The organism is Amycolatopsis sp. NPDC102389, from assembly GCF_044765885.1.
Classification (GTDB): domain Bacteria; phylum Actinomycetota; class Actinomycetes; order Mycobacteriales; family Pseudonocardiaceae; genus Amycolatopsis.
This window is the reverse complement of the sequence record NZ_JBIWKX010000065.1, coordinates 16,980-43,495: the sequence shown is the minus strand read 5'-3', so window position 1 is coordinate 43,495 and position 26,516 is coordinate 16,980. Positions and strand designations below refer to the sequence as shown.

Below are 26,516 nucleotides of genomic sequence, written 5' to 3'. Positions count from 1 at the left end.
CCTGCGAACGCTGAGAAAGCCGCCGCGCGTCCGTCACCCGCACCTTCGAAGCCACACCACGATCATGACATATTTGCCTTACGTGTCAATAACCCAATGCCGCGTAGCGTAAATCGGTCAGGCTGCGCGGGTGAGTCCGCGTAGTCTGATCGTGGGTGGGTCGGTGTGGCGGGTGCTGGCGGGTTCGGTGCGTTGTTTGGCGCGGTATGCGTTGTGGCGTAGGCGTTTCACGGCGCGTGGGCAGGTGCGGTGCCGTCGTGGGGGAAGGGGTTTGCGGGTGATGTCGGCCAGGATGGCGGGGAGGGCGTCAGTCCAGTCCTGAGGGGGAAAAGCCCGCCGTGCCGGTGGCGGTGCGGCGGGTGATGCGCAGGACTCGGCTGTAGCTGATCCGGTCGGGGTCGAGGTCGGCGGCCTCGGCTGCTCGGGCGATCAGGACGGACAGGGCGTAGTGGACGGTCAGCCAGGCCCAGATTTCCTGGTGCACCAGGTCCGGCAGCCGGGACCGCAGGAGTTTCCCGGGGCCGCGGAGATGGGTTTTGAGCTGGTCGTTCGCGGTTTCCTGTTCCCATCGTTGGTGGTAGGCGGCGGCGAGTTCGTCGGCGGCCGCGTCTGCGGGATCGGTGATGCTCGACAGCAGCACGATCAATTCCCCGGTGCCGTTGCCCTCCCGGTCCGGGATGTCGTATTCCACGACCCGCACCAGATGCGCCTCGTCGGGATGGATGTCCTGCCCGGCCTCGGCGGCGGCGAGGATCTGCCGCCGGCGGCCGGCGCCGCGGACCTTCGGGCTGATCAGGACCGTCAGATAGGTTCCGTCGGGCAGCACCGTGACCACCGGCAGGGCGAGCTGGGCAGGTGCCCGCCACAACAGTGCCGCGCCGGTCGCGGCGGCGGTGTCCCACGCCTCCCAGCTATAGAAGCCACGGTCGGCGGTCAGCAACTCGTCCGGGCGCAGACGCGGATAAAGCCGCTGCGCCAAGGTGTTCTCCCCGACCGCATAGGCACCGACCTCGCCCGCGAGGAAGGCGTGCGTTCCGCACTCGGCCACAGCCACCACCCGCGCCTTCGGGAACGCCGACCGGTTCCCGCCCGATCCGGCATAGCCGAACTCCCCGGCATTGCCCGGAGTGTCGGGCAGATCGACCTCGAACCCGTCGATCGCCAGCAACCGCCACCCACGCAGCCACGCACCCCGGGTGTCCGAGGTCGCCACCGGCGCGGCCACACCCTCGAACACCTCACTCATCACCTTCGGCCCCAACCGTTTCCGGGCCTGGGTGATCCCGCTCGCCGTCGGAACAGCCCACGACGCGTCCCAGCACCCCCACCGCGACAACGAACCCGTGACCTTGGTCGCGACCTCTTCATAATCATCATCGGGAAACAGACACAGCGCCATCGTCAGATACGCCACCACATGCGGCGGCAACTTCCCATCCGACCGCTTCGCCCCCACCCCGCACCCAGCGACAGCAGCATCGATCACATCCCGGTCCACCGCCGCCACCAGCACACCCAACGACACCTGATCCGGACCGGCCGCCACACCCGAGCTCATAACCCACGATCAGAACAGCTCAACCCACACCAACCCCGCCGCCACGCCGAAACCCAACCCCACCACCAAGATCAACTTAAGCTACGCGGCATTGGGTTCTAACCCTCATTGCCACTCACGACTCCGGCCCGGATCGTACATATAGCCATGAACCGGACACCGTGCAGTCGGAAACTGTCCCTTGTGGACACTCGGCGGCGCTTGGACGTCAGCGGAGAGAGCCCACGCCACGTTTGACTTACCCCTCGTTAAAACCATCCTCTCCGCTCACGACCCACCGAAAACCGTACAAATACGCATCAAAAGGACCCCGGCCATCAAGCCGTCACTCGCGTGTCTGGAGCCGTCTTTCACGTGATTCCGGGCGAATGACCCACTGTGCGAGAGTTTCGCCTCCAAGCACGCGTGTTTCGCCTCCAGACACGCGAGATACGGCTCCCATCACGGGCTGCTGAGTGAGGGGACCGCCTCGGTGGCCGGGGCGGTTTCGGCCGACCGCGCCACCGGTGTCCGCGCCACATCCGGTTTCACCAGGCTCCAGACCACCACCACGGCCAGGTTCATCCCGAGCGACACCAGACCCGCGTTGAATCCGCCGAACGTCGCGCCGGTGACGTACAGGGTGATCGCGGTGAGCACCCCGGCGATCATCCCCGCCGCGACCGCGGCCGTCCGCACCCGGCGCACGAAGAGGATCGCGAGCCAGCCGGGGACGACTTGGGCCAGCAGGTTGTAGGTCAGGTTCAGGATCGTGAGCATCAACGTCGACGCGACGAGGGTCAAAACCGCCGCCAGCACCAGGAAACTCGCCACCGCGACGACCGTCCACCGTCGTTGCGCGGCGGCCGGGACGTTCGGCGCGATGTTGCGGCAGACCATGCCGCCGATGGTGAGTGCGGTCGCGGCGAGCACCAGCACGCCGGAGAGCGCGGCGCCGGCGGCGACGAGACCCAGCAGCCAATCGGGCAGCAAACCCTTGGCGGTCACCATGAACACCGTGTTCGGGTTCTTCAGATCCGGATGCGCGCGCACGCCGTAGTACGCCGCCAGCACCAGGAACGGGTAGATCAGCATGTACATCGGCATCCACACGGTCGAGCTCTTCACCGCGCGTTCGGAACGGGCCGGGAACACGTAGGCGCCGCCGAAACCGAGGTAGAACACGATGCTCTGGAACAGGATCGTCGTCATCGCGAAGGTCAGTTCCGAACCGCCCATCGTGGTCTGCGCCGCGCTGAGCACCTCGGGTCCGCTGACTTTCGCGGTACCGCCGGCGGCGATCACGACCGCCACCCCGACGAGCACGACACCGAGCAGCATGAACAGATCCTTGAGGATCGAAACGAACGCGGGCGACCGCACGCCCGAGACGGCGATGTAGACGAACGCCACGATGCCCGCCAGCACCACGCACTGCACCGGGTCCAGCCGCAGCCCCAGATTGCTCAGCACCACCTGGAGTCCGATGAACTGGTACTGCCCCCACGGGACCAGCGCGATCAGCATCGTGACGCAGGTGATCAGCTCGAGCCGCCTGCTGCCGAAATGCCGTCCGAACACGTCGGGCACGGTCATCGCGTCGTACCGTTTCGCCGCCCGCCACACCAGCGGGGCCAGGAAATAGCCCAGCGAGTACGCGAGCAGGATGTAGCCGAGGAACCAGATCCCGTAGCTCGCGCCGTGCGCGTAGATCCCGCTCGGGAACCCGATCATCGTCCCGATGCTGTACACCTCGCCGACCGCGAGGAAGTACACCAGCCACGCCGGGAACGACCGGCCGCCGACGAGGAATTCGGAGATCCCGCCGCCACGCGTCGCCCGGCCGGCCCACACCGCGAGCCCGATCGAACCCGCCATCACCACTGCCACGATCGCGATCAGCATCAGTCGTCCTCCGGGTAGTGGGCGCGGTCGAAGAAACGCCAGCTGATCCACAGGCACAGCGTGGTCAACGGGCAACAGCAGAACACCCAGAAGAACAGCGCCGGGATGCCGAGTACCGACGCCGTCGATCCGGACAGCACCAGGATTCCCGCCAACAGGGCGAAAGCGGGGACGAAAAGTCCTATGAGGACACTCGGCCAGCTGCGGATCATCGTCGTGCTCCCGTCGTCTCGCGCCGCCAGACGACCTCGCCGCCGCTGACGGTGGCCTCCACGGTCAGCTCACGGATCCGGTCGAGGTCGACGGTGGTTGGATCGCCGGACAGCACCGCGAGATCGGCGAGTTTCCCGATCTCCAGGCTGCCCTTGACGTCCTCCTCACCCGCCAGGTAGGCGGCGTCGATCGTGTAGCCGCGCAACGCGGCATCGACGTCCACGGCCTGCTCGGGGCCGAGTACCTTGCCCTGCCTGGTGATCCGGCGCACCGCGCACCAGATCCCTTCCAACGGCGGCACCGGGGTCACCGGGGTGTCCGAGTGCAGTCCGAAGTGGATTCCGCGCGAGCGGGCCGAAACCAGCGGGCTGATCCGGCGCGCCCGCTCGGGGCCGAGGAAGACATCGCGATGCCGGTCTCCCCAGTAATAGACGTGTTTGACGAAGAACGACGCGAGGACGTCGTGTGCGGCCATCCGGTCCAGCTGGTCTTCGCGCACCGTCTGGCAGTGCTCGATCCGGTGCCGCCTGCCGGTCCCCCGTGGCGAGCCCAGCCGGGAGTAGCCGTCGATGATCGCGTCGATCGCCGCGTCGCCGTTGCCGTGCACGGCGACCTGCCAGCCCGCCGCGTCGAGCGCGGCGATCCGGCGGCCGAGGTCGGCGGGTTCGAGCAGCATCATGCCGTGCTCGTCCGGATCGCAGGTGTAGCCCTCCGCGAGGCAGCCGGTCTTGCCCTGGATCGAGCCGTCGGCGACGATCTTGACGCCCGTCATCGCGAACTTGTCGTCCACGCGGGCTTCCGGCGGCTCGGGGTGGCCTTCGTCGAGGCCGGGCAGGAGACCGTCGAACAGGTAGCCGCGCACCCGGACGCGCAGTTTCCCGGCGCGCCGCAGCAGCGCGTACGCCTCCAGTTCCGCCGCGCCGCCGATGAGCCCGATCCCGGTGTCGTGCACGGAGGTCACGCCGTTGGCGAGGTACTCCTCGTCCGCCAGGAGCAGCGCCTCAGCCAGTTCGCCCGCGCTCTGACCGGGCAGCCGGGACGTGACGAGGAAGGCCGCAGTCTCGACGAGCACCCCGGTCGGCTCGCCCCGCGCGTCGCGGACGATGAGCCCGCCAGGCGGGTCCGGGGTCTCGGCGGTGATCCCGACCTCGCGCAGGGCGAGCGAGTTCGCGGTGCAGAAATGGCCGGAAACATGGGTCAGCACCACGGGATTGCGGCCGGACACCGGGTCGAGGTCCGCGCGCGTCGGGTGACGGCCGTCCGCGAGCAGCGTGTCGTCGTACCGGAATCCCCGGATCCACTCCCCTGGCCCGAGCTCCTTGGCCGCCTGGGCGACCCGGCCGACGACGTCCGCGATGGTGTCGTTGGGCGGGCTGCCGGCGTCGACCGGCGCGGCCAGCGTCATCCCGAAGAACGCCGGATGGTTGTGGGATTCGACGAAACCGGGGATCACCGTGCGCTCGGCCAGGTCGAGGACGGTGGTCTCCGGGCCGATCAGCCTGGAGATCTCCCGTTCGGATCCCAGCGCGGTGATCCGCCCGCCGTTCGCGGCCAGCGCGCGCACCCGTCTTCCCGCCGGGTCCAAGGTGAGGACGGTGCCCCCGATCGCGACGAAATCGGCGGCATCCTGGGGATCTTCTCGAACGAACTCCACCACACGGACCTCCTGGCGACGTGTCCTGGCTCACGAGGGATCTCCAGACAGTGCGGCACATCTGGCCGCCTGAACAGGTCCAGAACGCTTCGGCGCGGTGGTACCAGTTGGGCGCTCAGCCGCCGAGGAGGTCGCGGCAGGCCCGGCCGAGCAGCCGGATACCGGGGTCGATGTCGCGCAACGGGACGGCCGCGAAGCCGATCCGGAAGTGGTTCCGTGGCGGGTCGTCCCCGACGAAGAAGATGTCACCGGGCTCGATCAGGACACCGTCGCGCTCGGCGCGCTCCATCAGCGCACGGCAGTCCAGTTCGGACGGCGCGGTCATCCAGAGGCTGACCCCGCCCGGCGGGTACGCCGTCTGCGGCCACGGCAAGTGCTCGGTGACCGCGGCACAGGTCGCCTCCCATTTCCGCATCAGCTTCGTGCGGTACCGCCGCAGGGAACGGTGGTACTCGCCGCTGTCGATCAGCAACGCCAGCGCCCGCTGGAGGTGACCGGGCGGATGCCGCAGCACGTACCGCCGGATCTCCCGCAGCTCCTTCACCAGCTCGCGCGGCCCGACCAGATATCCCAGCCGCAGACCGGGTGAGAGGAACTTGGAGAAAGTGCCGAGATAGATCGCGTCGCCGGTGCCGTCGAGCGCCTTGAGCGCGGGTGTCGGGCTGCCTTGGTACCGGAATTCGCTGTCGTAGTCGTCCTCGACGAGCACCGTGCCCGCACTCGCGGCGAGGCTGAGCAGCCGGCGGCGGCGGCCGATGCTCAAGGTCGCGTTCGTCGGGTGATGATGGCTCGGGGTGAGATAGAGCAGGTCGACGCCGCCGAGTGTCTCCGGCGGGCGCAGGCCGCTCTGGTCGACGTCGACGCCGCGCAGGCCGGCGCCGGTGCGCAGGAAGATGTGCCGGGCGTCGAGGTACCCCGGGTTCTCCATCGCCACGATGCTGTCCGGCCCGAGCAGCGCGCGGCCGAGCAGGTCGAGCCCCTGCTGCGAGCCGACGGTGATCAGCACCTCGGACGGATCGGCCTCGATCCCTCGCGCGGTGAGCAGCTGACGGCAGATCAGGTCGACCAGCATCGGATCGTCGGAGCCGACGCTGTCCTGCAGGCTCGGGAACACGTGCGGCCGGTACAGCGCGTCACGCAGGCAGCGGGTCCACGACCGCGCCGGGAAGGCGGTGACGTCCACCTGACCGGCGAGGAACGGATACGGATAGGTGTGCCAGTCCGGGCGTTTCTCGATATGCGGCACCCCGGCGTCGGGATACCGGCGCACCCGCGCGCTCCAGTCGATGGCCGGGCTGGTGCCGCGCTCCTGCACCGCGCAATGCGGCCGCATCTCCGCGTTGATGAACAGCCCGCTGCGTTCCCGGCTCTCCACGAAGCCCTCGGCGACCAGCTCCTGGTAGGCGAGGTTGATGGTGTTGCGGGAAACGCTCAGTTCGGCGGCCAGCTCACGCGAGCTCGGCAGCCGGTGCGCCGGGTCGAAGGTGCCGATCGCGATGCCGTGCTCGATCGCGCGCCGCACCTGCCGGTAGAGCGGCTCGGCGGACGTCCGGTCGATTTCGATCAACGTTCGCGGCAACGGCACCTCCCTCTCGGCGTCAGGGCCGGGATCTGAACCTAAACCCAGATCCCGGCCGACACCACCTAGCCGAGCACGTCGTCGAGCGGAACGGAGCCGATTCCGAGTGCCTCGCCGACCGGCGCCGACGTCAGCCGCCCGTCCACCGTGCTGACCCCGCCGCGCAGCTCCGGGCACCGCGCGACGGCGCCGGACACACCGTTGTTCGCCAGCTCCAGCGCGTAGGGCAGCGTGACGTTCGTCAGCGCGTACGTCGAGGTGTGCGGAACGGCGCCGGGCATGTTGGCGACGCAGTAGAACACCGAGTTGTGCACGGCGAACGTCGGCTCCGCGTGCGTCGTCGGCCGCGTGTCCTCGAAGCAACCGCCCTGGTCGACGGAGATGTCGACGAGCACGCTGCCCGGCTTCATGCGGGACACGAGCTCGTTCGACACCAGGCTCGGCGCCTTGGCACCGGGCACGAGCACCGCGCCGATCACGAGGTCGGCTTCGAGCACGGCTTCTTCGATCGAGTACGCGTTGGCCGCGGCGGTGCGGATCCGCCCCTGGTACATCCGGTCGGCGGCACGGAGCTTGTCGACGTTCTTGTCGAACAGGACGACATCGGCCCAAGTCCCGGCCGCGCCGGCGACCGCGTTCATGCCCGCCACGCCGGCGCCGAGTACGACCACCCGCGCCGGGGCCACCCCGGAGACGCCGCCGATGAGCACGCCACGTCCGCCGTTGGCGCGCATGAGCGTCTGCGCGCCGACCTGCGGGGCCAGCCGTCCGGCGACCTCGCTCATCGGGAACAGCAGGGGCAGCGAACCGTTCGGCAGCTGCACGGTCTCGTACGCCACCGACGTCGTGCCCGCGTCCAGCAGCGCCCGCGTGCACGGCTCGCTCGCGGCCAGGTGCAGGTAGGTGAACAGCAGCTGATCGCGCCGCAGGCGGTGGTACTCCTCGGCGATCGGCTCCTTGACCTTGAGCACGAGGTCTCCGGTCGCCCAGACGTCGTCCGCGCTGTCGAGCACCTTCGCCCCGGCGGCGGCGTAGTCCTCGTCGCGCAGAGACGAACCTTCCCCGGCTCCGCGCTCGACGAACACCTCATGCCCGGCCGAAGTGAACTCGTGCACGCCCGCAGGCGTCACCGCGACCCGGTACTCGTGGTTCTTGACTTCACGAGGGACACCGATCTTCATCTCACGCTCCCGTCTGTTCCAAAGGCAATGACGCTGAGCGTGCGGCACGGCTGGAACGGCCAGAAGTGCCAGAACCCGCGCGTTCGACGGGTCCAGTTCGCCGCTCATAGCGATGGGCTATGACGTCCTCGCCGAACGACGGCTACCGGCGTTCCCGCGCCCGCTCCACAATGGACTCGTGGGAACCCTGGCCATGACCTCGCTGGCGGCGGCGGCCGGGGTCGTCGCCCAGCGCCTGTCCGGGATGGGGCTTTCCCTGCTGTGCGTACCGTTCCTCGCGCTGGCGCTGGGCCCGCTCGACGCCGTCCGCCTCACGCTGCTGCTCGGCTTCCCGGTCTATCTCGCGGTCGCGATCACCCATTGGCGGGCGATCAGGTGGGCACAGGTCGCGTGGCTGACGGTGCCCGCGGTGGTCTTCACCCCGCTCGTCGCCCTCGTGGTCCGCGACGTTCCCGAACGTCCGCTGCTGCTCGCGGCGGGCGGCTGCTGTGTCCTCGCCGTCGGCGTGCTGGCGAGCGGCATCACCAGCAGACGGCTGGCGGGCAGGACGGGCGCCGTCGGTGCGGGCGTGCTGAGCGCGGCGATGAACTCCGTCGCCGGGCTCTCCGGTCCCGCCGTGGCGGTGTACGGGGCGAGCGCCGGCTGGGGCGCGGACGAGACACGCGGGACGCTGTCGATCTACTTCTTCCTCCTCGGCCTGGTCGCGCTGCCCAGTCTCGGCTGGGTGGAGGCGCCGGTGAGCGTGCTCCTCGCGGTCGCGATCGCCGCCCTCGCCGGTGATCTGCTGGGGCGAGCGCTGAGCCGCCGCGTCGGCGAACGCGCCGTCCGCTGGTCCGTTCTCCTGCTTTCGGCGGCGGGTGGCGCGCTGACATTGGGGCACGCCGCCTGACCCGCCGGTAATACGATGGCCGGTGATGACAGCACCGGACCGCCCCGAATGGCGATCACGGGCGTGGCTGGTCGCCTCCGCGGTGCTGGTCGTGGCCGTGGTCGTGCTGCTGGCCGTCGGCGCGAACGGGCCCGGCGCGGTCGTCGTGCCGATCCTCGTCGTGGCCACGGCCATCGGCGTGACGACGTGGACGCTGGTCCGCGCCCGCAAGCTGCGGCTCGACTACGAGGCACGGCTCACCGGCTGGGCCGCCGAGCACGCCACGCACCATGAGCGGCTCCGGATCGCCCGGGAACTCCACGACATCGTTTCCCACGGCCTCGGCGTGATCACGCTGCGGGCCGGCGCGGCGAGGCGGATCCAAGGAGACGTCCGGGAAGCGGAGCGCGAACAGGCGCTCGTCGACATCGAGCAGGCGAGCCGGGACGCAGTCACCGAACTCCGGCGCATGCTTGCTGTGCTTCGCGACCCTGACGAACGCGGCGCGCCGTTGCGGCCCGTGCTGAACCTGTCGGATCTTCCCGCCATCGTCGATGCCGTCCGCCCGCTGGACCTCGAGCCGCGACTGAACGTCGGCGAACTCGGGGACGTTTCCCCTGGCGTACAAGCGACAATCTGCGAAATCGTCCGCGAAGCCGTCGCGAACACCGCGCGGTACGCCGGGCCGACGATCGCCCGCGTCGATGTCCGGCGCGATGGCGGCACGATCGTCGTGACCGTCGAGGACGACGGGCCGCGAGATGCCCGGCTACCCGCTCGCGGTGCCGGCCACGGCCTCGCGGGACTTCGAGAACGTGCCGAGATGCTCGGCGGCGAACTCCACGCGTCTCCGGCCGGCAGCGGATTCCGGCTCACCGCACGACTACCGGACGGAGCCCACCGGTGACCGAACAGCCCCCGATCCGGCTCCTGCTCGCCGACGACCAGCGGCTGCTGCGGCACAGCCTGGCGATCATCATCGGCGCCTCGCCGGACATGGTCGTCGTCGGACAGGCCGAGGACGGGACGCGAGCGGTCGAACTGGCGCGGCGGCTGCGCCCGGACGTCGTGCTGATGGACATCCGCATGCCCGGCCAGGACGGGATCGCGGCCACCAAGGAGATCAGCGCCCGCCCCGACCTGGCCGGCACCAGGATTCTCGTGCTGAGCATGTTCGAACTGGACGAGTACGTCTACGGCGCGCTCCGCGCGGGAGCGAGCGGTTTCCTGCTCAAGGACACCGAACCGGACGAGCTCATCGCCGCCGTCCGCCGGACGCACGCCGGGGAATCCCTGTTCGCGCCCGCCATCCTCACGCGGCTGATCGAGCACTACGTCACGGCACCGCACCAGGGCCCGCGCCCGGCGACCGGGCTGACCCAGCGTGAACTCGAGATCCTCACGTTCGTCGGCCGCGGGCTGTCCAACACCGAGATCGCCGAGACGCTGACCATCTCCGTCAAGACGGTGAAGACGCACATCAGCAGGCTGCTGAGCAAGCTTTCCGCCCGCGACCGCGCTCAGCTGGTGATCACGGCGTACGACCTGGGACTGGTGGTTCCGCGCGTCAAGCGTCCCGCCGGTGGAACGTAGCCGCGGAGATCACCACCGCGACGAGCACCCAGCCCAGCACGACGGCCGAGCCGTTCAGCGAACGCAAGTCGTGGCTCGCGGCGTCCGGCAGGTAGGCCGCGAACGTGGCTCGATCCCGCAGCAGCGGGCCCGCGATGAAGTAGTACCCGAGCAGTCCGGCCACCGCCGGAACACTCCACCGCAGGACCGTGGCGACCGCTGCGGCAAGGATCGCGGTGAGCGCGAGATAGGCACTCGCTCCCACCGCGTCGGACCAAGGTCCACCGGCCAGCGCGGTCAGGGCGGCCGCCGGAAGGGCGACGATCAGGAGAGCGGCCATTTTGGCCAGATGCTGGGCGATCCGGCGTGGCATGGCGGTCAGGGTCCGGTGGATCTGGCCGCCGCTGTACTCCGACGTCACGGCGATGACGCCGAGGACGATGAACCCGGCTTGGGTGTAGCCGACGGGCGCGATGCCTTGTCGCGAAAACGCGATCGCGAAGACCACTGAAACGGCGAACGTGCCCAGCAGGGTGAAATACGTCGCCGGCAGGCTGAGCAGTTTGAGGATCTCGGCCCGGATCGCCCGGCCGCCCGTCACGCGTCCCTCCCGCGGAAGACCAGGAAGCCCGCTGCGAGCAGCGCCGCGACCCAGGCCGTCATCACCAGGCCACCGGTGACCGGCGAGAGCTGGACGGGCAGATCCACTCGCTTGATGAACAGGCGGAACCCGGCCAGGTCGGGGAAGAACGCGGCCAGCGGCGTGAGTTTCGAGAGCAGGTAAGTCACCGTGACCACCGACGTGTTCAGGATGAGCACGGTGAGCGGCAGGATTCCGTTACGCGTCAACAAGGTCAGGCCGGACGCGAGCAAGGCGGTCAGCACCCAGTAAAGGACGACTCCGGGCAGGCGCCCGAAATCGCTCGCACCGGCTCCCAGTGCTTCGACGGTCGTGAGGTTGATGGTCGAGGAAACCGCCGCCAGGCCAGCGACCACGGTGCTCACCGCGGCCAGCTTCGCGATCAGCGACCGCCACCGGGACGGCACCACCGTGAGACTCGTGGTGATCTGGCGTCCGCCACCGGCGTTCTCCCCTTCCGTGGTGTATTCACTGCTCACCGCGACGACACCGAGGATGATCGCGCCCACCACGCCGAACGCGAGTTCCTGGAAGCCGAGGTCCACGTTGCCGCCGCGCCGGGCCGCGGCCTTCGCGTTGAGGAACGTGAAGGCGGCCGGGAGCAGTACGCCGACCGCGACCGCGGCCCACACCGAAGGCAACGAAGCGAGTTTGCGCAGTTCTCCCCGATAGGCCCTCATCGCGCGGCCTCCGTGGTGAGCGCGAAGAAGGCGTCCTCCAGACTTCGGTGCCCACCGACGACTTCGGCGAGCGTTCCCCGCGCGACGATCCTGCCGCGGTCGATGACCACGACGTCGTCGACCGTCTCCGATAGTTCTCCCATGAGATGGCTCGACAGCAGCACGGTTCGCCCGGCCGCGGCCCGCTCCCGGAGGAAACCGCGGATCCAGCGGATGCCTTCCGGATCGAGGCCGTTGACCGGTTCGTCGAGCACCAGCACCTCGGGGTCGCCGAGCAGCGCCGCCGCCAGGGCCAGCCGCCGGCCCATCCCCAGCGAGTAGCCGCGGACGCGTTTGCGCGCGGCCGTGGACAATCCGACCTCCGCCAGGACCTCGTCCACCCTGCCGCGCGGGATGCCGCCCGCCGCGGCGACCCAGTTCAGATGCGCCCGGCCGGTGCGCGAGCGATGCGCCCCCGAACCGTCGAGTACGGCACCGACTTTGCGCAGGGGATCCCGCAACTCGGCGAACGGAGCGCCGTCGACCAGCGCGGTTCCCGACGTCGGCCGGTCCAATCCGAGCAGGATCCGCAAGGTCGACGACTTCCCGGCGCCGTTGGGCCCGAGGAAGCCGGTCACCCGGCCCGGGCGCGCTTCGAAACTGACGTCGGAAAGGATCGTCGCCGATCCTCGTCGCTTGGTGAGCCGGTCGAACTTGAGCATCAGGTCTTCTTCCCGTCGAGCACGATCACGTCGCTCGCCAGTCCATCCCAGCGGTGCAGCCGCGCGCGTCGGACCGAGGGCCGATCCTGGCCGGTCTCTCTGGGCCCTGGGTCCTATGTCCTCACCGAATCACCAGGTCAGAGCACGGTATCGATTCAGTCGGATTCTGCTAGCCTCGCGGATGTCCTGCTGCTCACCGGGGGCGGCGCGACCAGTCAGGAGTGCACATGACCGCGATCATCCGCGTCCACGGCCGTCAGATCCTCGACAGCCGGGGAAACCCGACCGTCGAGGTCGACGTCGAACTCGCGGACGGCTCGCTCGGACGGGCCGCCGTGCCGTCGGGCGCCTCCACCGGTACCAAGGAAGCCGTCGAACTGCGCGATGGCGACAAGACCCGTTTTCACGGCAAGGGCGTCCGCAAGGCCGTCGACGCCGTCAACACCGAGATCGCCGAGGCCGTCGTCGGGCTCGACGCCGAAGCGCAGGCCGAGGTCGACCGCGCGCTGATCGCGCTGGACGGCACCGCGAACAAGGCCCGGCTCGGCGCCAACGCCACCCTCGGCGTCTCGCTGGCCGTCGCGAAGGCCGCCGCGGCCGCGAAGCGACTCCCGTTGTACCGCTACGTCGGTGGTGTGTTCGCGCATCTGCTCCCGATGCCGATGATGAACATCATCAACGGCGGAGCGCACGCGGACAACCCGATCGACTTCCAGGAGTTCATGATCGGCCCGCTCGGCGCGGAGACCTTCGCCGACGCCGTCCGGATGGGCTCGGAAGTGTTCCACACCCTGCGCGCGTCACTGCGTGAAGCCGGGCACGGCACCAACGTCGGCGACGAAGGCGGCTTCGCGCCGAACCTCAGCTCCGCCGACGAAGCACTCGAGTTCGTGCTGCGCGCGATCGAGAAGTCCGGGTACACCCCCGGCGAGGACATCGCCCTGCTGCTCGATCCCGCCGCGTCCGAGTTCTACTCCGACGGCGTCTACGACTACACCGGTGAGGGGCGCAAGCGCAGCGTCGAGGAGCACGTCGCCTACCTCGCCGACCTGACCTCGCGCTACCCCATCGTGTCCATTGAGGACGGTGTCGCCCAGGACGATTTCGCCGGCTGGAAGCAACTCACCGACACCATCGGCGACCGCGTCCAGCTCGTCGGCGACGATGTCTTCTGCACCAACGTGAACCTGCTCAACGACGGTATCGAGCGTGGCATCGGGAACTCGATCCTGGTCAAGGTCAACCAGATCGGGACGCTCACCGAAACCCTCACCACGGTCGAGACCGCGCACAAGGCGGGCTACTCCGTGGTGATGTCGCACCGCTCCGGCGAAACCGAGGACACCACCATCGCCGACCTCGCCGTCGCCACCAACTGCGGTCAGATCAAGACCGGCTCGCTGTCGCGCTCCGACCGCACGGCCAAGTACAACCAGCTCATCCGCATCGAAGAGGAACTCGGCGCGGAGGCCCGCTACGCCGGCTCCACCACCCTCAGCGGCCGCCGCTGACAAACGCAGCCGGGTGCCGGCTCCGCCCGAGGCGGAACCGGCACCCGCGTTGACCAGATCGGCCAAAGCCCCTCCCCGAGCCCTGGTTCTCTGGACGTCCATCCTCAGTAATAGCTGCTCCGGTAATAGAACCCGCTTCCGGCGTGTTGGCCGGTGCCGGGGTCGGACGCGTAATACCCGCAGGGCACCATCGGCGGGTGGCCCAGCTTCACTTCCTCGTTGGTCCAGTACTGGCACTCGCCGATGTTCGGGTACGGGCCGTGCCAGGCACCGACAAGAACTTCCGCGGTGGACGCACTCGCGACCGGTGCGATCGCGAGTGCCGCCGCACCGGCGGCGATCAGCGCACCGAACCTTCTCGTGATCATGGAACTCCCCCTTCGTCTCGCCGAGGTGGTGTGCCTTCGACAGTAGTAATTCCGGCTGCCCTGAAAGGCCGCGCTCGGCCGAGACGGACAAAAGCCGGACAATCACGTCGGCTACCTGCGACGTAAGGTTGTCCGGCGACGGAAGAAACCAGCGGCGGGCTGGTCGCGGCTTTCGAACGGTGCGATCATCGATCCGGGAAACGGATTCGAGGGGTGGGGCCATGCCGAGGCCGGAGCGGCCACTGGAAAGCGACGGCGGTGTTGTCTGCGAGTTCGCGGCGGCGCTACGGCGGCTACGCCAGGAGGCGGGCACTCCGCCCTACCGGTGGCTGGCGACGCACGCGCACTACTCGGCCAGCACCCTCGCCGCCGCGGCGGCCGGGAAACAGCTACCGACTCTGCCGGTCACTCGCGCCTTCGCCGCCGCCTGTGGCGCCGACCCCGACACATGGGAACAGCACTGGCACGATGCCCGCGCCCGGGCCGATGTCACCGCGGCGCCTCCAGAACCGCCGGCACCCACCGGCGACGACGGCATCGGCACCGCGCAGTTCCCGCCCACTGTCCCCGCCCGGACGATCCGGCACGCCGTGATCCTCGCCGTGGCCGCCTGCCTCGCCGTCCTGGCCGTGATCAATACCGCGGCGTTCGGGCAAAGAGTCCCCGCGACCACCGAGCCGGATCCGATGTCCGCTCAGCGCACGGCCACGCACGTCCGGGGCGACCTTCGAGTCAGCAGTGCCGACGGACGGCGGGCCGCCGTCACCGAAGGCGACGGCGTCATCCGCCTTTGGGATACCCAGGACATCGCCGCTCCTCGCCGCGCGGCCGCTGTCACCACCGAGTTCCCGCCGTCCGCCCTCCGCTTGGCGGACGACGGCGCCACCCTGATCGCCACGCTTCCCTACCGGCCGCTTTCCAAGCCCGCCGAGCACGAGCGCCGCTGGAACATCACCGATCTGGACCACCCTCGCGAGATCTCCGCCGGCTCACCGACGGTGACGATCTAAGGACCTCCGCAAAGCGCTCGGTGCATGCCGCGAGGCAGGTTCCTGCTAGCGCCTTGCCAGCGTGTAGCAACGTCTACATTCTGTGATCATGATGCGGAGGGCGGAGCCTGGTCGGGTGGTCGGCGGTCGTTACCGGCTTCTGGCGGAACTGGGGTCCGGCGGATTCGGGCGGGTCTGGCGGGCGCGGGACGAAACGTTGGAAGTGGACGTGGCGGTCAAGGAGATCTGGCTGCCCGACGCCGCGGCCGAAACCGAACGAACCGCGCGGCTCAAGCGCGCGACGCGTGAAGCCCGCAACGCCGCCCGCTTGCGGGATCACCCGAACATCGTCGCCGTGCACGACGTGCTGGTGGAGGGCGACTTGCCCTGGATCGTGATGCGCCTCGTCGAGGGTGCCTCGCTGGAAGAGCGCATCGGCACCGACGGACGGCTGCCTGTCGACAAGGTCCGGCAGGTGGCCGCGGATTTGCTGCGGGCGCTGAGCGCGGCCGAGCGAGCCGGGATCGCGCATCGCGATGTGAAGCCGGCCAACGTGCTGTTCGCCGGCGACGAAGGAGCCCTGCTCACCGATTTCGGTATCGCCATCCACCGGACCGACACCGCGCTGACCGCCACGGGAATGGTCATCGGCACCATCGAATACACCGCTCCCGAGCGACTGAACGGTACCGGTGATCGGGGCACCACCAGCGACTTGTTCTCCCTCGGCGCCACTCTGTACGCGGCCGTCGAGGGCCGCTCACCCTTCCACCGCGATACCGCTGCGGCTTCGATGACCGCGGTCCTTTTCGAACCGGCCCCCAAACCTGAGCATGCCGGCGCGCTCACCACGCTGATCACCGGGCTGTTGGACAAAGACCCGTCACAACGCCCGACGACCAGCGAAGCACTCGCTCTGGTGGGGCACCTGCCGAAACCGCCGGAGCAGACTCGCCATCTCATGACGCACCAGACGATCACCGAGCCGACACCGGGAAAGGCACCCGTTCGCCGCTGTGTGAGGATCTGCACTGGCCCCGGGAACTGGCTGCACCCCGGAGTGGAAACGGTCGCGTTCAGTCCCGACGGAAAGCTGTTGGCCAGTGGCGGGGGCGACAAAACCGTGCAGTTGTGGAACCCGGCGACCGGGCAACCCATCGGCCGGCCGCTCGTCGGCCACACCAAGCAAGTGCTGGCGGTGGCGTTCAGCCCTGACGGACGTCTGCTCGCCAGCGGCAGCGCGGACAAGACCGTCCGATTGTGGAATCCGGCGACCGGACAAGCAGTCGGTGAACCCCTCACGGAACACCTAGGCCCCTGGGTGCGCGTGGTGGCCTTCAGGCCCGACGGACGTCTGCTCGCCACCGGCGGCGACAGGACCATCCGACTGTGGGACCCGGCAACCGGGCAACCGGTCGGCGGGCCACTCACCGGACACACCGGCTCGGTGCTGGCGCTGGCATTCAGCCCCGACGGACGTCTGCTCGCCAGCGCCAGCGAAGACAAGACCGTCCGATTGTGGAATCCCGAAACCGGACAACCCGCCGACCATCCCCTGACCGCTCATCTCGGTGCGGTGCAGGCCGTGGCGTTCAGGTCGGACGGACGGCTCCTGGCCAGCGGAAGTGACGACGGACTCGTCCGCCTGTGGTGGAATCCGGCAGCCGGGCAACCCGTCAGCCATCCCCTCAGTGGTCACACCGGTCCGGTGACGGCAGTGGCGTTCGATCCCGTCAGCGGCCTGCTCGCCACCGGCGGTGAAGACACAAGCGTCCGGTTCTGGTGGGATCCGGCGACCGGTCGACCGCTCGGTGAACCCCTCAAGGGACACACCCGTCCGGTGAAGGCGATGGCGTTCAGCCCCGACGGGAGCCTGCTCGCCACCGGCAGCCACGACAAGACCATCCGTTTGTGGAGCAGCACCCCACTCCCCTAGGCCGGCCGACGCGCTGATTCGATCCTCGAGTACGGATCGGGTCCCTCCGCTGGCAAGTTACATCGTTTTCGATGTATCGTTTCCGATATGAAAGCCGGTGAGCTGTACCTGCTCGGCAAGCACCTGATGGAGCTCGCGTCCCGGGGTATGCGCGACGACGCCGATCCCGAGGTCCCGGAGATTTACCTCGTGCTGATCTCGGTGGTCGTCGAAGCGCCGGGTCTGTCGATCAGCGAGCTGACCGCGCGCACCGGGTTCGCGCAGAGCCATGTCTCCGCCGCCGTCGCCAAATTGCGTGAGCGAGGCGCACTGCGCACGCAGCCGGATCCGGCCGACCGCCGTCGCACCCTGGTCACCCCGGTCGAGGGCCTGGTCACGGCGGTCGCGCGACGCCAGCAACGGGACGCCGAGCAGGTCCTCGCGGCGGCGCTCACCGAGCTCGATCCGGACGAGGATTCGGCCGCGGACCGCGCGGCGCGCTTGGTCCAGGCGGCGGACGAGCTGTACCGCCTGCTCACCGCCCGCGCCCTCAAGGTGGGCGGGGATTCCGCGGCGCTGATGCCGCTGCACTCACTGGCCGAGGAAGTGGCCGGTAAACCGAAGAAATAAGGGGGAACCACATGGACTACCCGTGCTCGGCGACCGAGCCCGTCAGCCGCGTGCGTCTCGAGACCGGTGAGGACGCCTGGCTCGTCACCCGCTACGACGACATCCGCGCCCTGCTTGCCGATCCGCGATTCCGTGTCTGGCTGCCCGGGGTTCCCGAGGCCGGCACCGACGCGCTGCTCTTCACCATGAACGGCCCCGAACACGCGCGGCTCAGGCGCATCGCGGGCAAGGCACTCACCCCGCGCCGGGTGGAGCTCCTGCGGCCTCGCGCGGAGGCGCTCGCGGAAGACCTGGCCACGAAACTGATCACGCAGGGGCCGCCCGCGGAAGTCCTTGACGGGTACGCGATCCCGTTCGCCCTCTCGGTGCTGAACGAACTCCTCGGCGTCCCGCCGTCGGCGCGCGACGCACTGCGGAGCTGGGCGGACGGCATGCTCGCGGTGTTCACCGCGCCGAGCTACGACGAGATGACCGAGGCCTCCCGGAAACTGGGTGACTACCTCGCGGAACTCGTCGAGGCGAAGCGCCGCGCGCCCGGCGAGGATCTGCTGTCCGGTCTGCTCCAGGCCCGGGACGACGGCGACGCACTGCGGCCGGACGAGGTCACCCAACTCGCCTTCGCGATCCTTCTCGGCGGATATGTCCCGCCCGCGAACGCCTTGGCCCAGATCGTGCTACGGCTGGCGGCCGAACCCGAACTGCCCCGCGATCCCGCGCTGATCGAGGAATTCCTTCGCCAGGACCAAGGTTCGGCCGCCGACCAGGGCCGGGTGGCGCTCGAAGACGCCGACATCGGCGGGATACCGATCCGCGCGGGCGAGTTCGTCCTCGCTTCCCTGCGCGCGGGCAATCACGACCCCCGGCGGTTTCCCGAACCAGCGCTGATCGATCCCCTTCGCACGCAAGGACATCTCACCTTCGGCCACGGGCCGCACCACTGCCTCGGCGCGGCACTGGCCCGGCTGCAACTGCGGACCGGTCTCGCCGCGCTGCTGTCCGCCGCTCCAAGACTGCGCCTCGCGGTGCCGTTCGAAGAAGTCGCCTGGCGGCGGATGTTCCTGACGCTCCGAGGTCCGGTCGCGGTGCCGATCGACTGGTGATCACCTGCACCCCGCCGGCGGTTTCGCGTGATTGGCGGGACGGCGCGTGCATGTGAGCGGGGTCGGCGGCGGGGTGAAGGCTCCCTTCGTCGCGTCTGATGCGGTGATGGGAGCCTTCGGCCCTGGTCGTGCGCTGGTGGGGGGGGGGGGGGGGGGGGGGGGGGGGGGGGCGGGGGGGGGCGCCCCCCCCCCCCCCCCCCCCCCCCCCCCCCCCCACCGCGGCTCACAGCAGTTTCCGGAGCGCCTCCCGCAGTGCGGCGAGAGCAGCCTCGGGTTCGTCCCAGAAGACCATGTGCCCGGCGCCCGGGATCTCGACGAGCTCGGCCGACGGATTGCGCTCGGCGGCCTCGGCCGCGCCGGCGGCCGTGACGACCGGACTCGCGCCGCCGTAAAGGAAGGAGACCGGAGCGGGCACCTTCGGCCAGTCGTCGAAGAAGTCCTCGGATTCGAAACCGGCGTGGGTGGCGACGATCGCGTCGCGGGAGCACGAAGACAGCCAGCGGGCGCGCAATTCCTGTTCCCGGCGCGGCCATCGTGGCCACGATCGGGCGACCTCGTCGGCGTCGGTGCCCCGGCGGGCCTGGGCGAGTTGCCCGAGGAAGGCGTCGAGGGTGGTCGGGTAAGGCGCCCGCCCGGGGCCGCTCAACGGAGGATCGACCAGGACGGCGCCGCGAAACCGACGGCCGGTGGTGGCTGAACGCGCGGCGATCCGCGCGCCCATGGAGTGCCCGAGCAGGATCGGATCACGCAGGCCGAGGCCGTCCACGACCGCGTCGACGTCGGCGGCGTAGCTCGCCAGGTCGTACTCCGCGGCGTCGTCGGACAGTCCGCGACCGCGGACGTCGAGCACGAGCGGGCGCACGAGGTCGGTCAGCTCCCGTGCCACGAAGTCCATCGTGACCGCGGGGCTGGTGATCCCCGGCAGCACGATCACCGGGACGCCGTCGGACGGCCCGTAGTCGAGCACGTGCAGCCGGATCGAACCCGACGTCACCCAACGGCTCGTCGCGGGAACTGTGCCGAGATCGGCCAAAGCGGGTTGACCGAGTGTGCGGACGTCCGGCTCCGCGAGATACGCCAGCGCGTCGTCGAGGCCGACGACGTCCGCGTATTTCGCTTGCAGGTCGAACAAAGCAGCATCGTGGGGACCGGCAGCGCGGTCACCGCAGGCTTCCCGGACGACAAGGGTGTCGAAGCCGGACTGAACGGCGTCGACGGCGGTCGCGCGCACGCATCCCGAAGTGGTCGCGCCACAAACGACGACGGTGTCCGTGCCCAGACTCGTGAGGAGCGCGGCCAGCGAGGTCCCGTGAAACGCCGAGGCGCCCTTCTTCAGGATCAAATGGTCACCTTCGCGCTGTTCGAGCCGCGGGTCGAGCGCGACCGCTTCGCTTCCTTCGCGCAGGGCCCGCATCCCGGGCGCTTTCCGGAGCCACGCGACGGCGTCGCCGTCCGCTTCCGCTGGTGTGTAGGAGATCGCGGTGTAGATCACCGGCACGTCCCGTCGCCGCGCCTCGGCGACGAGGGCGGCGGTCGCGGTCACCTCGGCGGTGAGGTCGGCCCCGGACGGGAAACCGGGTTCGGTGAACCCGCGGGTCAGGTCGACCACGACCAGGGCCGGGCGCGATCCGCGGGGCACGCTCGCGCCGAAACCGGCTCGGTCGTACACGCTGTCGAGGCGTTCATCGACGGGCACGCTGCAACTCCTTGATCAGTTTGTCCTGGGTACGGATCCGGCCCAGCAGCCAGCCTTGGAACAGCCCGAGCGCCGCGGCGGCCGCGATCACGCCGTAGCGCTTGACGCCCTCGGGAAGCACCATGGCGAGCCCGTCGACGGCCTCCGGCGCCACGGCGGGAGCACCGCTCGGAGCCGGGACGGGCCCGCCTTTCAACTGGTCCGCGAGATTGCGGGCGAACTGGTCGAGCAGCCGGGTGGAGACGGCGCCGATCGCGCCCTTGCCGAATTGGGCGAGTTTGCCGCGGATCGACAGATCGGTGCGCAGCTCGATGGTGGCGCCGCCGGGTGCCTCGCGCACGGTCAGCGTCACGTCGGCCTCGGCGTCGCCGTTGCCGTGGGCGTCCGCTCCCCTGGCCACCAGCCGCAGGCTGCGGTCGGCGGCGGTGACGTCGGTGAAGCGCACTGTGCCCGAATAGGCGGCGGTGATCGGGCCGACCTTGACCTTCACGCGGCCGAGATAGGCGTCGTCCTGCCGTCCGTCGAGGGTCGCGCCCGGCAGGCAGCCCGCCACCCGTTCGACGTCGTTGATCAAGGCGAAGACCTCGTCGGGTCCGGCCGGTACGGACAGCTGGTTTTCCAGGATCACGCTGTCGTCTCCTTCTCCTGGGCGTGGCATCGGCGGGCCGCGGTCGCCTCGATCGCGTCCACGATCGTCTGGTAACCGGTGCAGCGGCACAGGTTCGCCGAGACGGCCTCGCGGATCTCCTCACGGCCCGCGTCCGGCCGCTGGGCGAGGAATCCTTCGGCCAGCATGAGGAATCCGGGGGTGCAGAACCCGCACTGCAGGCCGTGGTGCTCGCTGAAAGACCGCTGCAGGTCGGAAAGTTCGCCGTCGCGCCCCAGCGATTCGACCGTGCGGATCTCGGCCGTCTCCGCCTGGACGGCGAACATCAGGCACGCCCGCACCGGTTCGCCGTCGACGAGGACGGTGCAGGCGCCGCACACCCCGTGCTCGCAGCCGACGTGGGTGCCGGTGAGCCCGAGGTCGTGCCGCAGCACGTCGAGCAGGGTCTTGCGCGGCTCGACGAGAGCCTCGTGCGTCTCGCCGTTGACGTTCAGGGCGATCAGGTGCCGGTCGCTCATGATGGAACGCTCATTTCCTTGTGGACCCCCGCGTCGAGCGCGGCGAGCACGGTCTGCGGATGCACCGGTGTCACGTCGAGTTCGACTCCCGTATGGCGCAGCGCGTCGTTGATCGCGTTCAGCACCGCGGCGGGCGCGCCGATGGTGCCGCCCTCCCCCGCCCCCTTCGCCCCGTTTTCCGTGAAGGTGCAAGGGGTTTCGAGATGGGTGACGGTGATGTCGGGGATCTCCGTCGCGGTCGGGACCAGGTAGTCGATGAAGCTGGCGGCCGACGGTTCCCCGTTTCCCGCGTAGGTGACCTCCTCGAACAGCGCCCCGGCGATGCCCTGTGCGATCCCGCCGCGGCACTGGCCGTCGACGACCTGCGGATGGATCACCACCCCGCAGTCCTCCACGCACGCGTAGCGCAGGATCCTGATCTGGCCGGTGCCCGGGTCGGCTTCGACGACCACGGCGTGCGTGGCGTTGGAGAACGTGCCGTCGCCGGGCACGTCGAAGCTCGCCGTGGCCGTCAATGTCGGTTCGACGTCCTTGGGCAGCAGGTGGCTGCGCAGGTAGGCCACGTCGGCGATCTCCTCGAACGACGCGCGCCGCTCCGGGGCGTCGATCTGGACGACGCCGCCGTCACCGTCGAGGCGGACGTTGTCGGGGCTCGTTTCGAGCAGGTGCGCGGCGATCTTGCACAGCAGTTCGCCGAGTTTCCCGGCCGCGAGGGACACCGCCGAGCCACCGATCGTCACCGAGCGGGACGCGAAAGTCCCCCAGCCGTAGGCGATCCGCTCGGTATCGCCCTGGCGCAGCTTGACCTGGTCGAGGTGCAGGCCGAGCCGATCGGCCACGATCTGCGCCAGCGTCGTCTCGTGGGACTGGCCGTGGTTCATGGTGCCGCTGGTGACCACGACGGAGCCGGTGGTGTCCATCCGGATCTCGGAGATGTCGAACCCGGGGACCACGGCCATCTTCCGTTTGGCGAAGGCGCCGGAGCCGTATCCGGTCCGTTCGGAGAAACAGCAGTAGCCGATGCCGATATGCCTTCCCTCGGCGGCGGCGCGGTCCCGGATCTCGTACCACCCCTCGTCCCGGAGCGCCGCCTCCGCGAGTTCGAGCGATTCGCGGTAGGTGCCGGGGTCGTAGGTGATGGCGTTGACGCCGGTGTACGGGAATTGCGTGATCACGTTGCGCCGCCGGATCTCGACCGGATCGAGGCCGAGTTCCCTGGCCGCGCGTTCCATGATCCGCTCGATCGCCATCACGTACTGGGGACGGCTGACCCCGCGATAGGGCGCCGTCGGCGCTTTGTTGCTCGCGATGGCGCGGGCACGGACGCGGTACTCGGGCACCTGGTACACGCTCGGCATCTCGGCCGACGCCATCAGCGGCTCGATCCCCGCCGTGAACGGGTAGCAGGAGTAGGCGCCCATGTCACAGACGACGTCGACGTCCAGCGCGGTGATCCGCCCGTCCTCGTCGAACGCCGCCAGCGTGCGGTAACGCTGTTCCCTGGCAAGGAATCCCGCCGTGAGCGCCTCGCGCCGGTCTTCGATCCACTTCACCGGCCGGTTCAGCCTCCGGGCCGCCGCCGCGACCGCGATCTCCTCGCGGCCGACGACGCATTTCTGGCCGAAACCCCCGCCCATGTCCGGCACGGTGACCCGCACGGTGCGTTCGGGGACCCGCAGCGAACGGGCCATCGCCGTGCGCACCTGATGCGGCACCTGAGTGCACATCTGGACGAGCAACTGGTCGTCGTGGTCGTCCCAGGACGCGACCACTCCCCGGGTTTCGAGCGGGAGCGCGTTCTGCCGTCCGCTCTTCGTGACGACCTCGACCACCCGGCCGCCGCCCGCGCTGGCGGCCTCGAACGCAGCGTCGACACCGGGTGTGTCGAACATCGAGACGTCGACCAGCACGTTGCCCGGCGCCTCGTCGTGCACGAGTGGCGCGCCCTCGGCGAACGCCGACTCCTCCGACACGACCGCGCCGAGTGGCTCGTAGTCCACCACCGCGGCCTCGACGCCGTCCTCGGCGCTGTACGGATCGCGGGCGACGACCAGCGCCACCGGCTCGCCGGTGAACCGCACCTTCTCCCTGGCGAGGATCGGCATCGCGGTCGGCGAGAACTCCTCGGGCGGACGGTCGAGCAGGGCGACGATGTCACCCAGGTTCAGGTCAGCCGCCGTGTAAGCGGCGACGACGCCTTCGACCGCCAAACTGGCCGACAGATCGATCCCGGCGAGCTTGCCGTGCGCGACCGTCGAACGGACGAAGGCCGCGTGCAGCATTCCGGGCAGCTGGATGTCGTCGACGAACCGGCCGCGGCCGGTGAGCAGGCGAGGATCCTCGCGCCGGGGAACCGACGCCCCGACCCAGCGGCCGTGGCGCCCGTCGAACCGTGCGGTCATCGCGTTTCTCCTTTCTCCCAGGCCTCGTGCAGCGCCTGGGTGACGAGCGTTCGCGCCAGCCGCCGGCGGTAGGCCGCGCTGCCCGCCGCGTCGTCGGGTGGGTCGATGGCCGCCGCCGCGGCCGCCCCGCACGCGGCGAACAGCTCCGGGCCGGGGACACCGCCGTCGAGGAGCGCCTCGGCCTCGGGCACCCGCACGGGCGCCGGTGCGACGCCGCCGAGCACGACCCGGCCCCCGTGCTCCGCGTCGATGCTCACGGCGGCGTCGACGATCGCGAAATCGCCGTGACGGCGGGCGAATTCGGTCAGCGCGGCCCGGGGCGACGGACGGGTGAAGCGCACCGCCGTCACGACCTCGTCCGGTTCGACGGCCGTGGTGTAGAAGCCGTGGAACATCTCCGCGGCCGGGATCTCCCTGGGGCCGCGCGGACCCTCCGCGACGATCACCGCGTCGAGCAGCAGGGCGAGCAGGCACCATTCCGCGGTCGCGTCGCCGTGGACGATGCTGCCCGCCACCGTGCCGCGGGAGCGGATCGGCAGGTGCCCGACCCAGCGCATCGCCCGGGAAAGCACGGCGAAATCCGGTCCCAGGTCGGTGACCTCGACCGTCCGATGGGTGACCAGCGCGCCGATCGTGAGGCTGGAACCGTTACGCCGGAAGGAGTTCAACGCCGGGTCCCAGCTCAGCGGGCCCAGATCCACCAGTGCCGTCGGGCGGGCGAGCCGGAAGTTCATCATCGGCATCAGGCTCTGGCCGCCGGCGATGAGTTTCGGCTCCTCGCCCGCCGCGGCGAGTTCGCCGAGCAGGCCGACGGCGTCGGTGACGTCGTGGGCCCGGTGGTACCGGAACGCGGCGGGTTTCACAGAGCCGTCCTGGTCTCGGCGGGTGCCTCGACCGGGTCGACGATCCGGTCGAGTTCGCGGCCGCGGGTCTCCGGCGCGCCCGTCGCCATGAACACGACCGCGGCCACCACGAGCACACCCAGCACGGTGAAGGTGAGCGGCAATCCGAGCACCGGCCACAGCACGCTGCCGAACAGCAAGGGCGCGAAGCCGGTGATCGCCCGGCTCGACGACGACGCCCAGCCGAAACCCGAGGCCCGGAGCTCCGTCGGGTAGAGCTCGGAGACGTAGGCGTACATCACCGGGATGACCACCAGCGCGAACAGGCCGAACGCGCCGATCGCCACGACCGCCGCGGCAGGCGTTTCGAGCAGCAGGGAGAACACCACGAGCGACAGCGCGGTGAGCGGGCCGGCGATCATGATGATCCGTTTGCGGCCGACCTTGTCGACCAGGAGCACGGCCACCGCGACACCGACGATGCCGGTCGCGTTCATGAGCGCGGTCGAGGCGAAGGCCGCGATCTCGCCGAATCCCTGCGCCCGCAGGATGGACGGCATCCAGCTGAGCGCGGCGTAGTAGACCAGCATGACGCTGATGAACAGCGCCCACGCGACGGCCGTGATCCGCGGGTTGAACGCCCACACCCGGCGCAGCTGATCGAACGCGGCCGCGATCGCGCCGCCGCGGGTGTCCTCGACCACCGCGGGCGGGACCGAGTAAGGCTCCGGCGTCGCCCCTGTGCGCCGCACGAGGTCGTCGATCACGGCCCGCGCCTCCACCTCGCGGCCCTTGCGCACCAGGTACAGCGGCGATTCCGGGACACCGCGCCGCACCCAGAACAGCAGCAGCGCGGGCAGGATCATCAAGACCAGCATCCAGCGCCAGTTGCCCTGGACCGGGAGCAGCAGCGTCGCGGTGACGGCGGCCAGTGTGGTCCCGATCGGCCACCAGCCGTCCATCGCGGACAGGACCCGGCCGCGATGCTTGCGCGGGGAGAACTCGCTGACGATCGCGTAGTCGACCGGGATACAGCCGCCGAGCCCGATACCCGCCAGGAAACGCAGGGCCAGGAACGTCTCCACGTTCGGCGCGAGCGCGCCGAGCACGGAGAACAGCGCGAACAGCAGCAGCGTGACACTGAACGCCCGCTTCCGGCCGATCCGGTCCGCGATCGTGCCCCAGACGACCGCGCCGACGGCCATGCCGATCAGGTTCGCGGTGGCCACCAGCCCCTTCCCGCCGGCGGACAAGCCGAATTCCGTCCCGACGAGCGGGGTGAGGAATCCGTTCAGCGCGACGTCCCAGGCATCGAACATGTAGCCCAGCCCGCCGATGAGGAAGATCTTTCCCTGCACGCTCCAACGCCAGGGCAGGTCCTGGACGATCTGATCACCAGTACGCATGA

At 69.7% G+C, this 26,516-nt stretch carries 24 protein-coding genes; 8 read left to right on the top strand and 16 right to left on the bottom strand.

The annotated features are described in order from the left end of the window. Positions 1 to 307: 307 nt before the first annotated feature. From ACIRGA_RS34915 to ald, 6 genes are all read right to left on the bottom strand, one after another. A complete protein-coding gene (locus ACIRGA_RS34915; RefSeq protein WP_400949597.1) occupies positions 308 to 1,558 on the bottom strand; it encodes an IS4 family transposase in 1,251 nt (416 codons plus the stop codon). 441 nt (positions 1,559 to 1,999) lie between these two features. Further along, on the bottom strand, positions 2,000 to 3,442 hold the full coding sequence (locus tag ACIRGA_RS34910) for a sodium:solute symporter (RefSeq protein WP_400949594.1): 1,443 nt from the start codon (positions 3,440 to 3,442) through the stop codon (positions 2,000 to 2,002). After that, on the bottom strand, positions 3,442 to 3,654 hold the full coding sequence (locus ACIRGA_RS34905; protein WP_378371123.1) for a DUF3311 domain-containing protein: 213 nt from the start codon (positions 3,652 to 3,654) through the stop codon (positions 3,442 to 3,444). The genes ACIRGA_RS34910 and ACIRGA_RS34905 overlap by 1 nt, the downstream gene beginning before the upstream one ends. Further along, the gene (locus ACIRGA_RS34900) at positions 3,651 to 5,312 is read right to left on the bottom strand and encodes an amidohydrolase (protein ID WP_400949591.1); all 1,662 of its coding nucleotides are present in this window, start codon (positions 5,310 to 5,312) and stop codon (positions 3,651 to 3,653) included. The genes ACIRGA_RS34905 and ACIRGA_RS34900 overlap by 4 nt, the downstream gene beginning before the upstream one ends. A gap of 112 nt (positions 5,313 to 5,424) precedes the next feature. Then, entirely contained in the window at positions 5,425 to 6,888 is a 1,464-nt protein-coding gene (locus ACIRGA_RS34895; RefSeq protein WP_400949588.1) for a PLP-dependent aminotransferase family protein, read from the bottom strand. Between the two features lie 65 nt (positions 6,889 to 6,953). Next, entirely contained in the window at positions 6,954 to 8,069 is a 1,116-nt protein-coding gene (gene ald / locus ACIRGA_RS34890; protein WP_400949586.1) for an alanine dehydrogenase, read from the bottom strand. 112 nt (positions 8,070 to 8,181) lie between these two features. On the opposite strand from ald, the gene ACIRGA_RS34885 reads away from it, so the two are divergent. From ACIRGA_RS34885 to ACIRGA_RS34875, 3 genes are read left to right on the top strand one after another with little or no spacing between them, the layout of a single operon-like run. Further along, positions 8,182 to 8,958: a TSUP family transporter gene (locus ACIRGA_RS34885; protein WP_400949584.1), complete on the top strand. Its 777-nt coding sequence runs from the start codon at positions 8,182 to 8,184 to the stop codon at positions 8,956 to 8,958. 25 nt (positions 8,959 to 8,983) lie between these two features. After that, complete coding sequence (locus ACIRGA_RS34880) at positions 8,984 to 9,844, top strand: sensor histidine kinase (RefSeq protein ID WP_400949582.1); 861 nt, start codon at positions 8,984 to 8,986, stop codon at positions 9,842 to 9,844. Continuing rightward, entirely contained in the window at positions 9,841 to 10,530 is a 690-nt protein-coding gene (locus ACIRGA_RS34875) for a response regulator (protein WP_400949580.1), read from the top strand. The genes ACIRGA_RS34880 and ACIRGA_RS34875 overlap by 4 nt, the downstream gene beginning before the upstream one ends. On the opposite strand, the gene ACIRGA_RS34870 is transcribed toward ACIRGA_RS34875, so the two are convergent. From ACIRGA_RS34870 to ACIRGA_RS34860, 3 genes are read right to left on the bottom strand one after another with little or no spacing between them, the layout of a single operon-like run. Then, a complete protein-coding gene (locus ACIRGA_RS34870) occupies positions 10,505 to 11,110 on the bottom strand; it encodes a hypothetical protein (RefSeq protein WP_400949578.1) in 606 nt (201 codons plus the stop codon). The genes ACIRGA_RS34875 and ACIRGA_RS34870 overlap by 26 nt on opposite strands. Continuing rightward, on the bottom strand, positions 11,107 to 11,829 hold the full coding sequence (locus ACIRGA_RS34865) for an ABC transporter permease (RefSeq protein WP_400949576.1): 723 nt from the start codon (positions 11,827 to 11,829) through the stop codon (positions 11,107 to 11,109). Before ACIRGA_RS34865 ends, ACIRGA_RS34870 begins: the two co-directional genes overlap by 4 nt. Further along, on the bottom strand, positions 11,826 to 12,530 hold the full coding sequence (locus ACIRGA_RS34860; RefSeq protein ID WP_400949573.1) for an ABC transporter ATP-binding protein: 705 nt from the start codon (positions 12,528 to 12,530) through the stop codon (positions 11,826 to 11,828). Before ACIRGA_RS34860 ends, ACIRGA_RS34865 begins: the two co-directional genes overlap by 4 nt. 227 nt (positions 12,531 to 12,757) lie before the next feature. Between ACIRGA_RS34860 and eno the strand changes: the two genes are divergently transcribed. Next, positions 12,758 to 14,041, top strand: a complete 1,284-nt coding sequence (gene eno / locus ACIRGA_RS34855) for a phosphopyruvate hydratase (protein ID WP_400949571.1) — start codon at positions 12,758 to 12,760, stop codon at positions 14,039 to 14,041. A 104-nt stretch (positions 14,042 to 14,145) separates the two neighbouring features. On the opposite strand, the gene ACIRGA_RS34850 is transcribed toward eno, so the two are convergent. After that, positions 14,146 to 14,409, bottom strand: coding sequence for a hypothetical protein (locus tag ACIRGA_RS34850; RefSeq protein ID WP_400949568.1), 264 nt, complete (start codon positions 14,407 to 14,409; stop codon positions 14,146 to 14,148). A gap of 221 nt (positions 14,410 to 14,630) precedes the next feature. Here ACIRGA_RS34850 and ACIRGA_RS34845 point away from each other — a divergent pair, with 221 nt between their 5' ends. The 4 genes from ACIRGA_RS34845 (at position 14,631) to ACIRGA_RS34830 (ending at position 19,043) form a co-directional block, all read left to right on the top strand. Beyond that, the gene (locus tag ACIRGA_RS34845; protein WP_400949566.1) at positions 14,631 to 15,419 is read left to right on the top strand and encodes a helix-turn-helix domain-containing protein; all 789 of its coding nucleotides are present in this window, start codon (positions 14,631 to 14,633) and stop codon (positions 15,417 to 15,419) included. A gap of 115 nt (positions 15,420 to 15,534) precedes the next feature. Continuing rightward, positions 15,535 to 17,334, top strand: coding sequence for a WD40 repeat domain-containing serine/threonine protein kinase (locus tag ACIRGA_RS34840; RefSeq protein WP_400949563.1), 1,800 nt, complete (start codon positions 15,535 to 15,537; stop codon positions 17,332 to 17,334). Between the two features lie 87 nt (positions 17,335 to 17,421). Next, entirely contained in the window at positions 17,422 to 17,943 is a 522-nt protein-coding gene (locus ACIRGA_RS34835) for a MarR family winged helix-turn-helix transcriptional regulator (RefSeq protein WP_400949561.1), read from the top strand. A gap of 11 nt (positions 17,944 to 17,954) precedes the next feature. Next, entirely contained in the window at positions 17,955 to 19,043 is a 1,089-nt protein-coding gene (locus ACIRGA_RS34830) for a cytochrome P450 (RefSeq protein WP_400949559.1), read from the top strand. A 223-nt stretch (positions 19,044 to 19,266) separates the two neighbouring features. On the opposite strand, the gene ACIRGA_RS34825 is transcribed toward ACIRGA_RS34830, so the two are convergent. From ACIRGA_RS34825 to ACIRGA_RS34800, 6 genes are read right to left on the bottom strand one after another with little or no spacing between them, the layout of a single operon-like run. Next, complete coding sequence (locus ACIRGA_RS34825) at positions 19,267 to 20,739, bottom strand: isochorismatase family protein (protein ID WP_400949556.1); 1,473 nt, start codon at positions 20,737 to 20,739, stop codon at positions 19,267 to 19,269. Beyond that, positions 20,726 to 21,367 (bottom strand): SRPBCC family protein, encoded by a 642-nt coding sequence (locus tag ACIRGA_RS34820; protein WP_400949554.1) that lies wholly within the window; start codon positions 21,365 to 21,367, stop codon positions 20,726 to 20,728. The genes ACIRGA_RS34825 and ACIRGA_RS34820 overlap by 14 nt, the downstream gene beginning before the upstream one ends. After that, the gene (locus ACIRGA_RS34815) at positions 21,364 to 21,864 is read right to left on the bottom strand and encodes a (2Fe-2S)-binding protein (RefSeq protein ID WP_400949552.1); all 501 of its coding nucleotides are present in this window, start codon (positions 21,862 to 21,864) and stop codon (positions 21,364 to 21,366) included. The genes ACIRGA_RS34820 and ACIRGA_RS34815 overlap by 4 nt, the downstream gene beginning before the upstream one ends. Then, positions 21,861 to 24,266, bottom strand: a complete 2,406-nt coding sequence (locus tag ACIRGA_RS34810; protein ID WP_400949549.1) for a xanthine dehydrogenase family protein molybdopterin-binding subunit — start codon at positions 24,264 to 24,266, stop codon at positions 21,861 to 21,863. The genes ACIRGA_RS34815 and ACIRGA_RS34810 overlap by 4 nt, the downstream gene beginning before the upstream one ends. After that, positions 24,263 to 25,129, bottom strand: a complete 867-nt coding sequence (locus ACIRGA_RS34805; RefSeq protein ID WP_400949547.1) for an FAD binding domain-containing protein — start codon at positions 25,127 to 25,129, stop codon at positions 24,263 to 24,265. The genes ACIRGA_RS34810 and ACIRGA_RS34805 overlap by 4 nt, the downstream gene beginning before the upstream one ends. Then, positions 25,126 to 26,514, bottom strand: a complete 1,389-nt coding sequence (locus tag ACIRGA_RS34800; RefSeq protein WP_400949545.1) for an MFS transporter — start codon at positions 26,512 to 26,514, stop codon at positions 25,126 to 25,128. The genes ACIRGA_RS34805 and ACIRGA_RS34800 overlap by 4 nt, the downstream gene beginning before the upstream one ends. Positions 26,515 to 26,516: the final 2 nt, after the last annotated feature.

What these genes read in the sequence shown, in the direction of transcription:
- ACIRGA_RS34800 (WP_400949545.1), bottom strand. Translation starts at nt 26,514, where the DNA reads ATGCGTACTGGTGATCAGATCGTCCAGGACCTGCCCTGGCGTTGGAGC.
- ald (WP_400949586.1), bottom strand. Translation starts at nt 8,069, where the DNA reads ATGAAGATCGGTGTCCCTCGTGAAGTCAAGAACCACGAGTACCGGGTC.
- eno (WP_400949571.1), top strand. Translation starts at nt 12,758, where the DNA reads ATGACCGCGATCATCCGCGTCCACGGCCGTCAGATCCTCGACAGCCGG.
- ACIRGA_RS34830 (WP_400949559.1), top strand. Translation starts at nt 17,955, where the DNA reads ATGGACTACCCGTGCTCGGCGACCGAGCCCGTCAGCCGCGTGCGTCTC.
- ACIRGA_RS34880 (WP_400949582.1), top strand. Translation starts at nt 8,984, where the DNA reads ATGACAGCACCGGACCGCCCCGAATGGCGATCACGGGCGTGGCTGGTC.
- ACIRGA_RS34865 (WP_400949576.1), bottom strand. Translation starts at nt 11,829, where the DNA reads ATGAGGGCCTATCGGGGAGAACTGCGCAAACTCGCTTCGTTGCCTTCG.
- ACIRGA_RS34835 (WP_400949561.1), top strand. Translation starts at nt 17,422, where the DNA reads ATGAAAGCCGGTGAGCTGTACCTGCTCGGCAAGCACCTGATGGAGCTC.
- ACIRGA_RS34915 (WP_400949597.1), bottom strand. Translation starts at nt 1,558, where the DNA reads ATGAGCTCGGGTGTGGCGGCCGGTCCGGATCAGGTGTCGTTGGGTGTG.
- ACIRGA_RS34815 (WP_400949552.1), bottom strand. Translation starts at nt 21,864, where the DNA reads ATGAGCGACCGGCACCTGATCGCCCTGAACGTCAACGGCGAGACGCAC.
- ACIRGA_RS34860 (WP_400949573.1), bottom strand. Translation starts at nt 12,530, where the DNA reads ATGCTCAAGTTCGACCGGCTCACCAAGCGACGAGGATCGGCGACGATC.
- ACIRGA_RS34810 (WP_400949549.1), bottom strand. Translation starts at nt 24,266, where the DNA reads ATGACCGCACGGTTCGACGGGCGCCACGGCCGCTGGGTCGGGGCGTCG.
- ACIRGA_RS34905 (WP_378371123.1), bottom strand. Translation starts at nt 3,654, where the DNA reads ATGATCCGCAGCTGGCCGAGTGTCCTCATAGGACTTTTCGTCCCCGCT.
- ACIRGA_RS34910 (WP_400949594.1), bottom strand. Translation starts at nt 3,442, where the DNA reads ATGCTGATCGCGATCGTGGCAGTGGTGATGGCGGGTTCGATCGGGCTC.
- ACIRGA_RS34850 (WP_400949568.1), bottom strand. Translation starts at nt 14,409, where the DNA reads ATGATCACGAGAAGGTTCGGTGCGCTGATCGCCGCCGGTGCGGCGGCA.
- ACIRGA_RS34885 (WP_400949584.1), top strand. Translation starts at nt 8,182, where the DNA reads ATGGGCTATGACGTCCTCGCCGAACGACGGCTACCGGCGTTCCCGCGC.
- ACIRGA_RS34845 (WP_400949566.1), top strand. Translation starts at nt 14,631, where the DNA reads ATGCCGAGGCCGGAGCGGCCACTGGAAAGCGACGGCGGTGTTGTCTGC.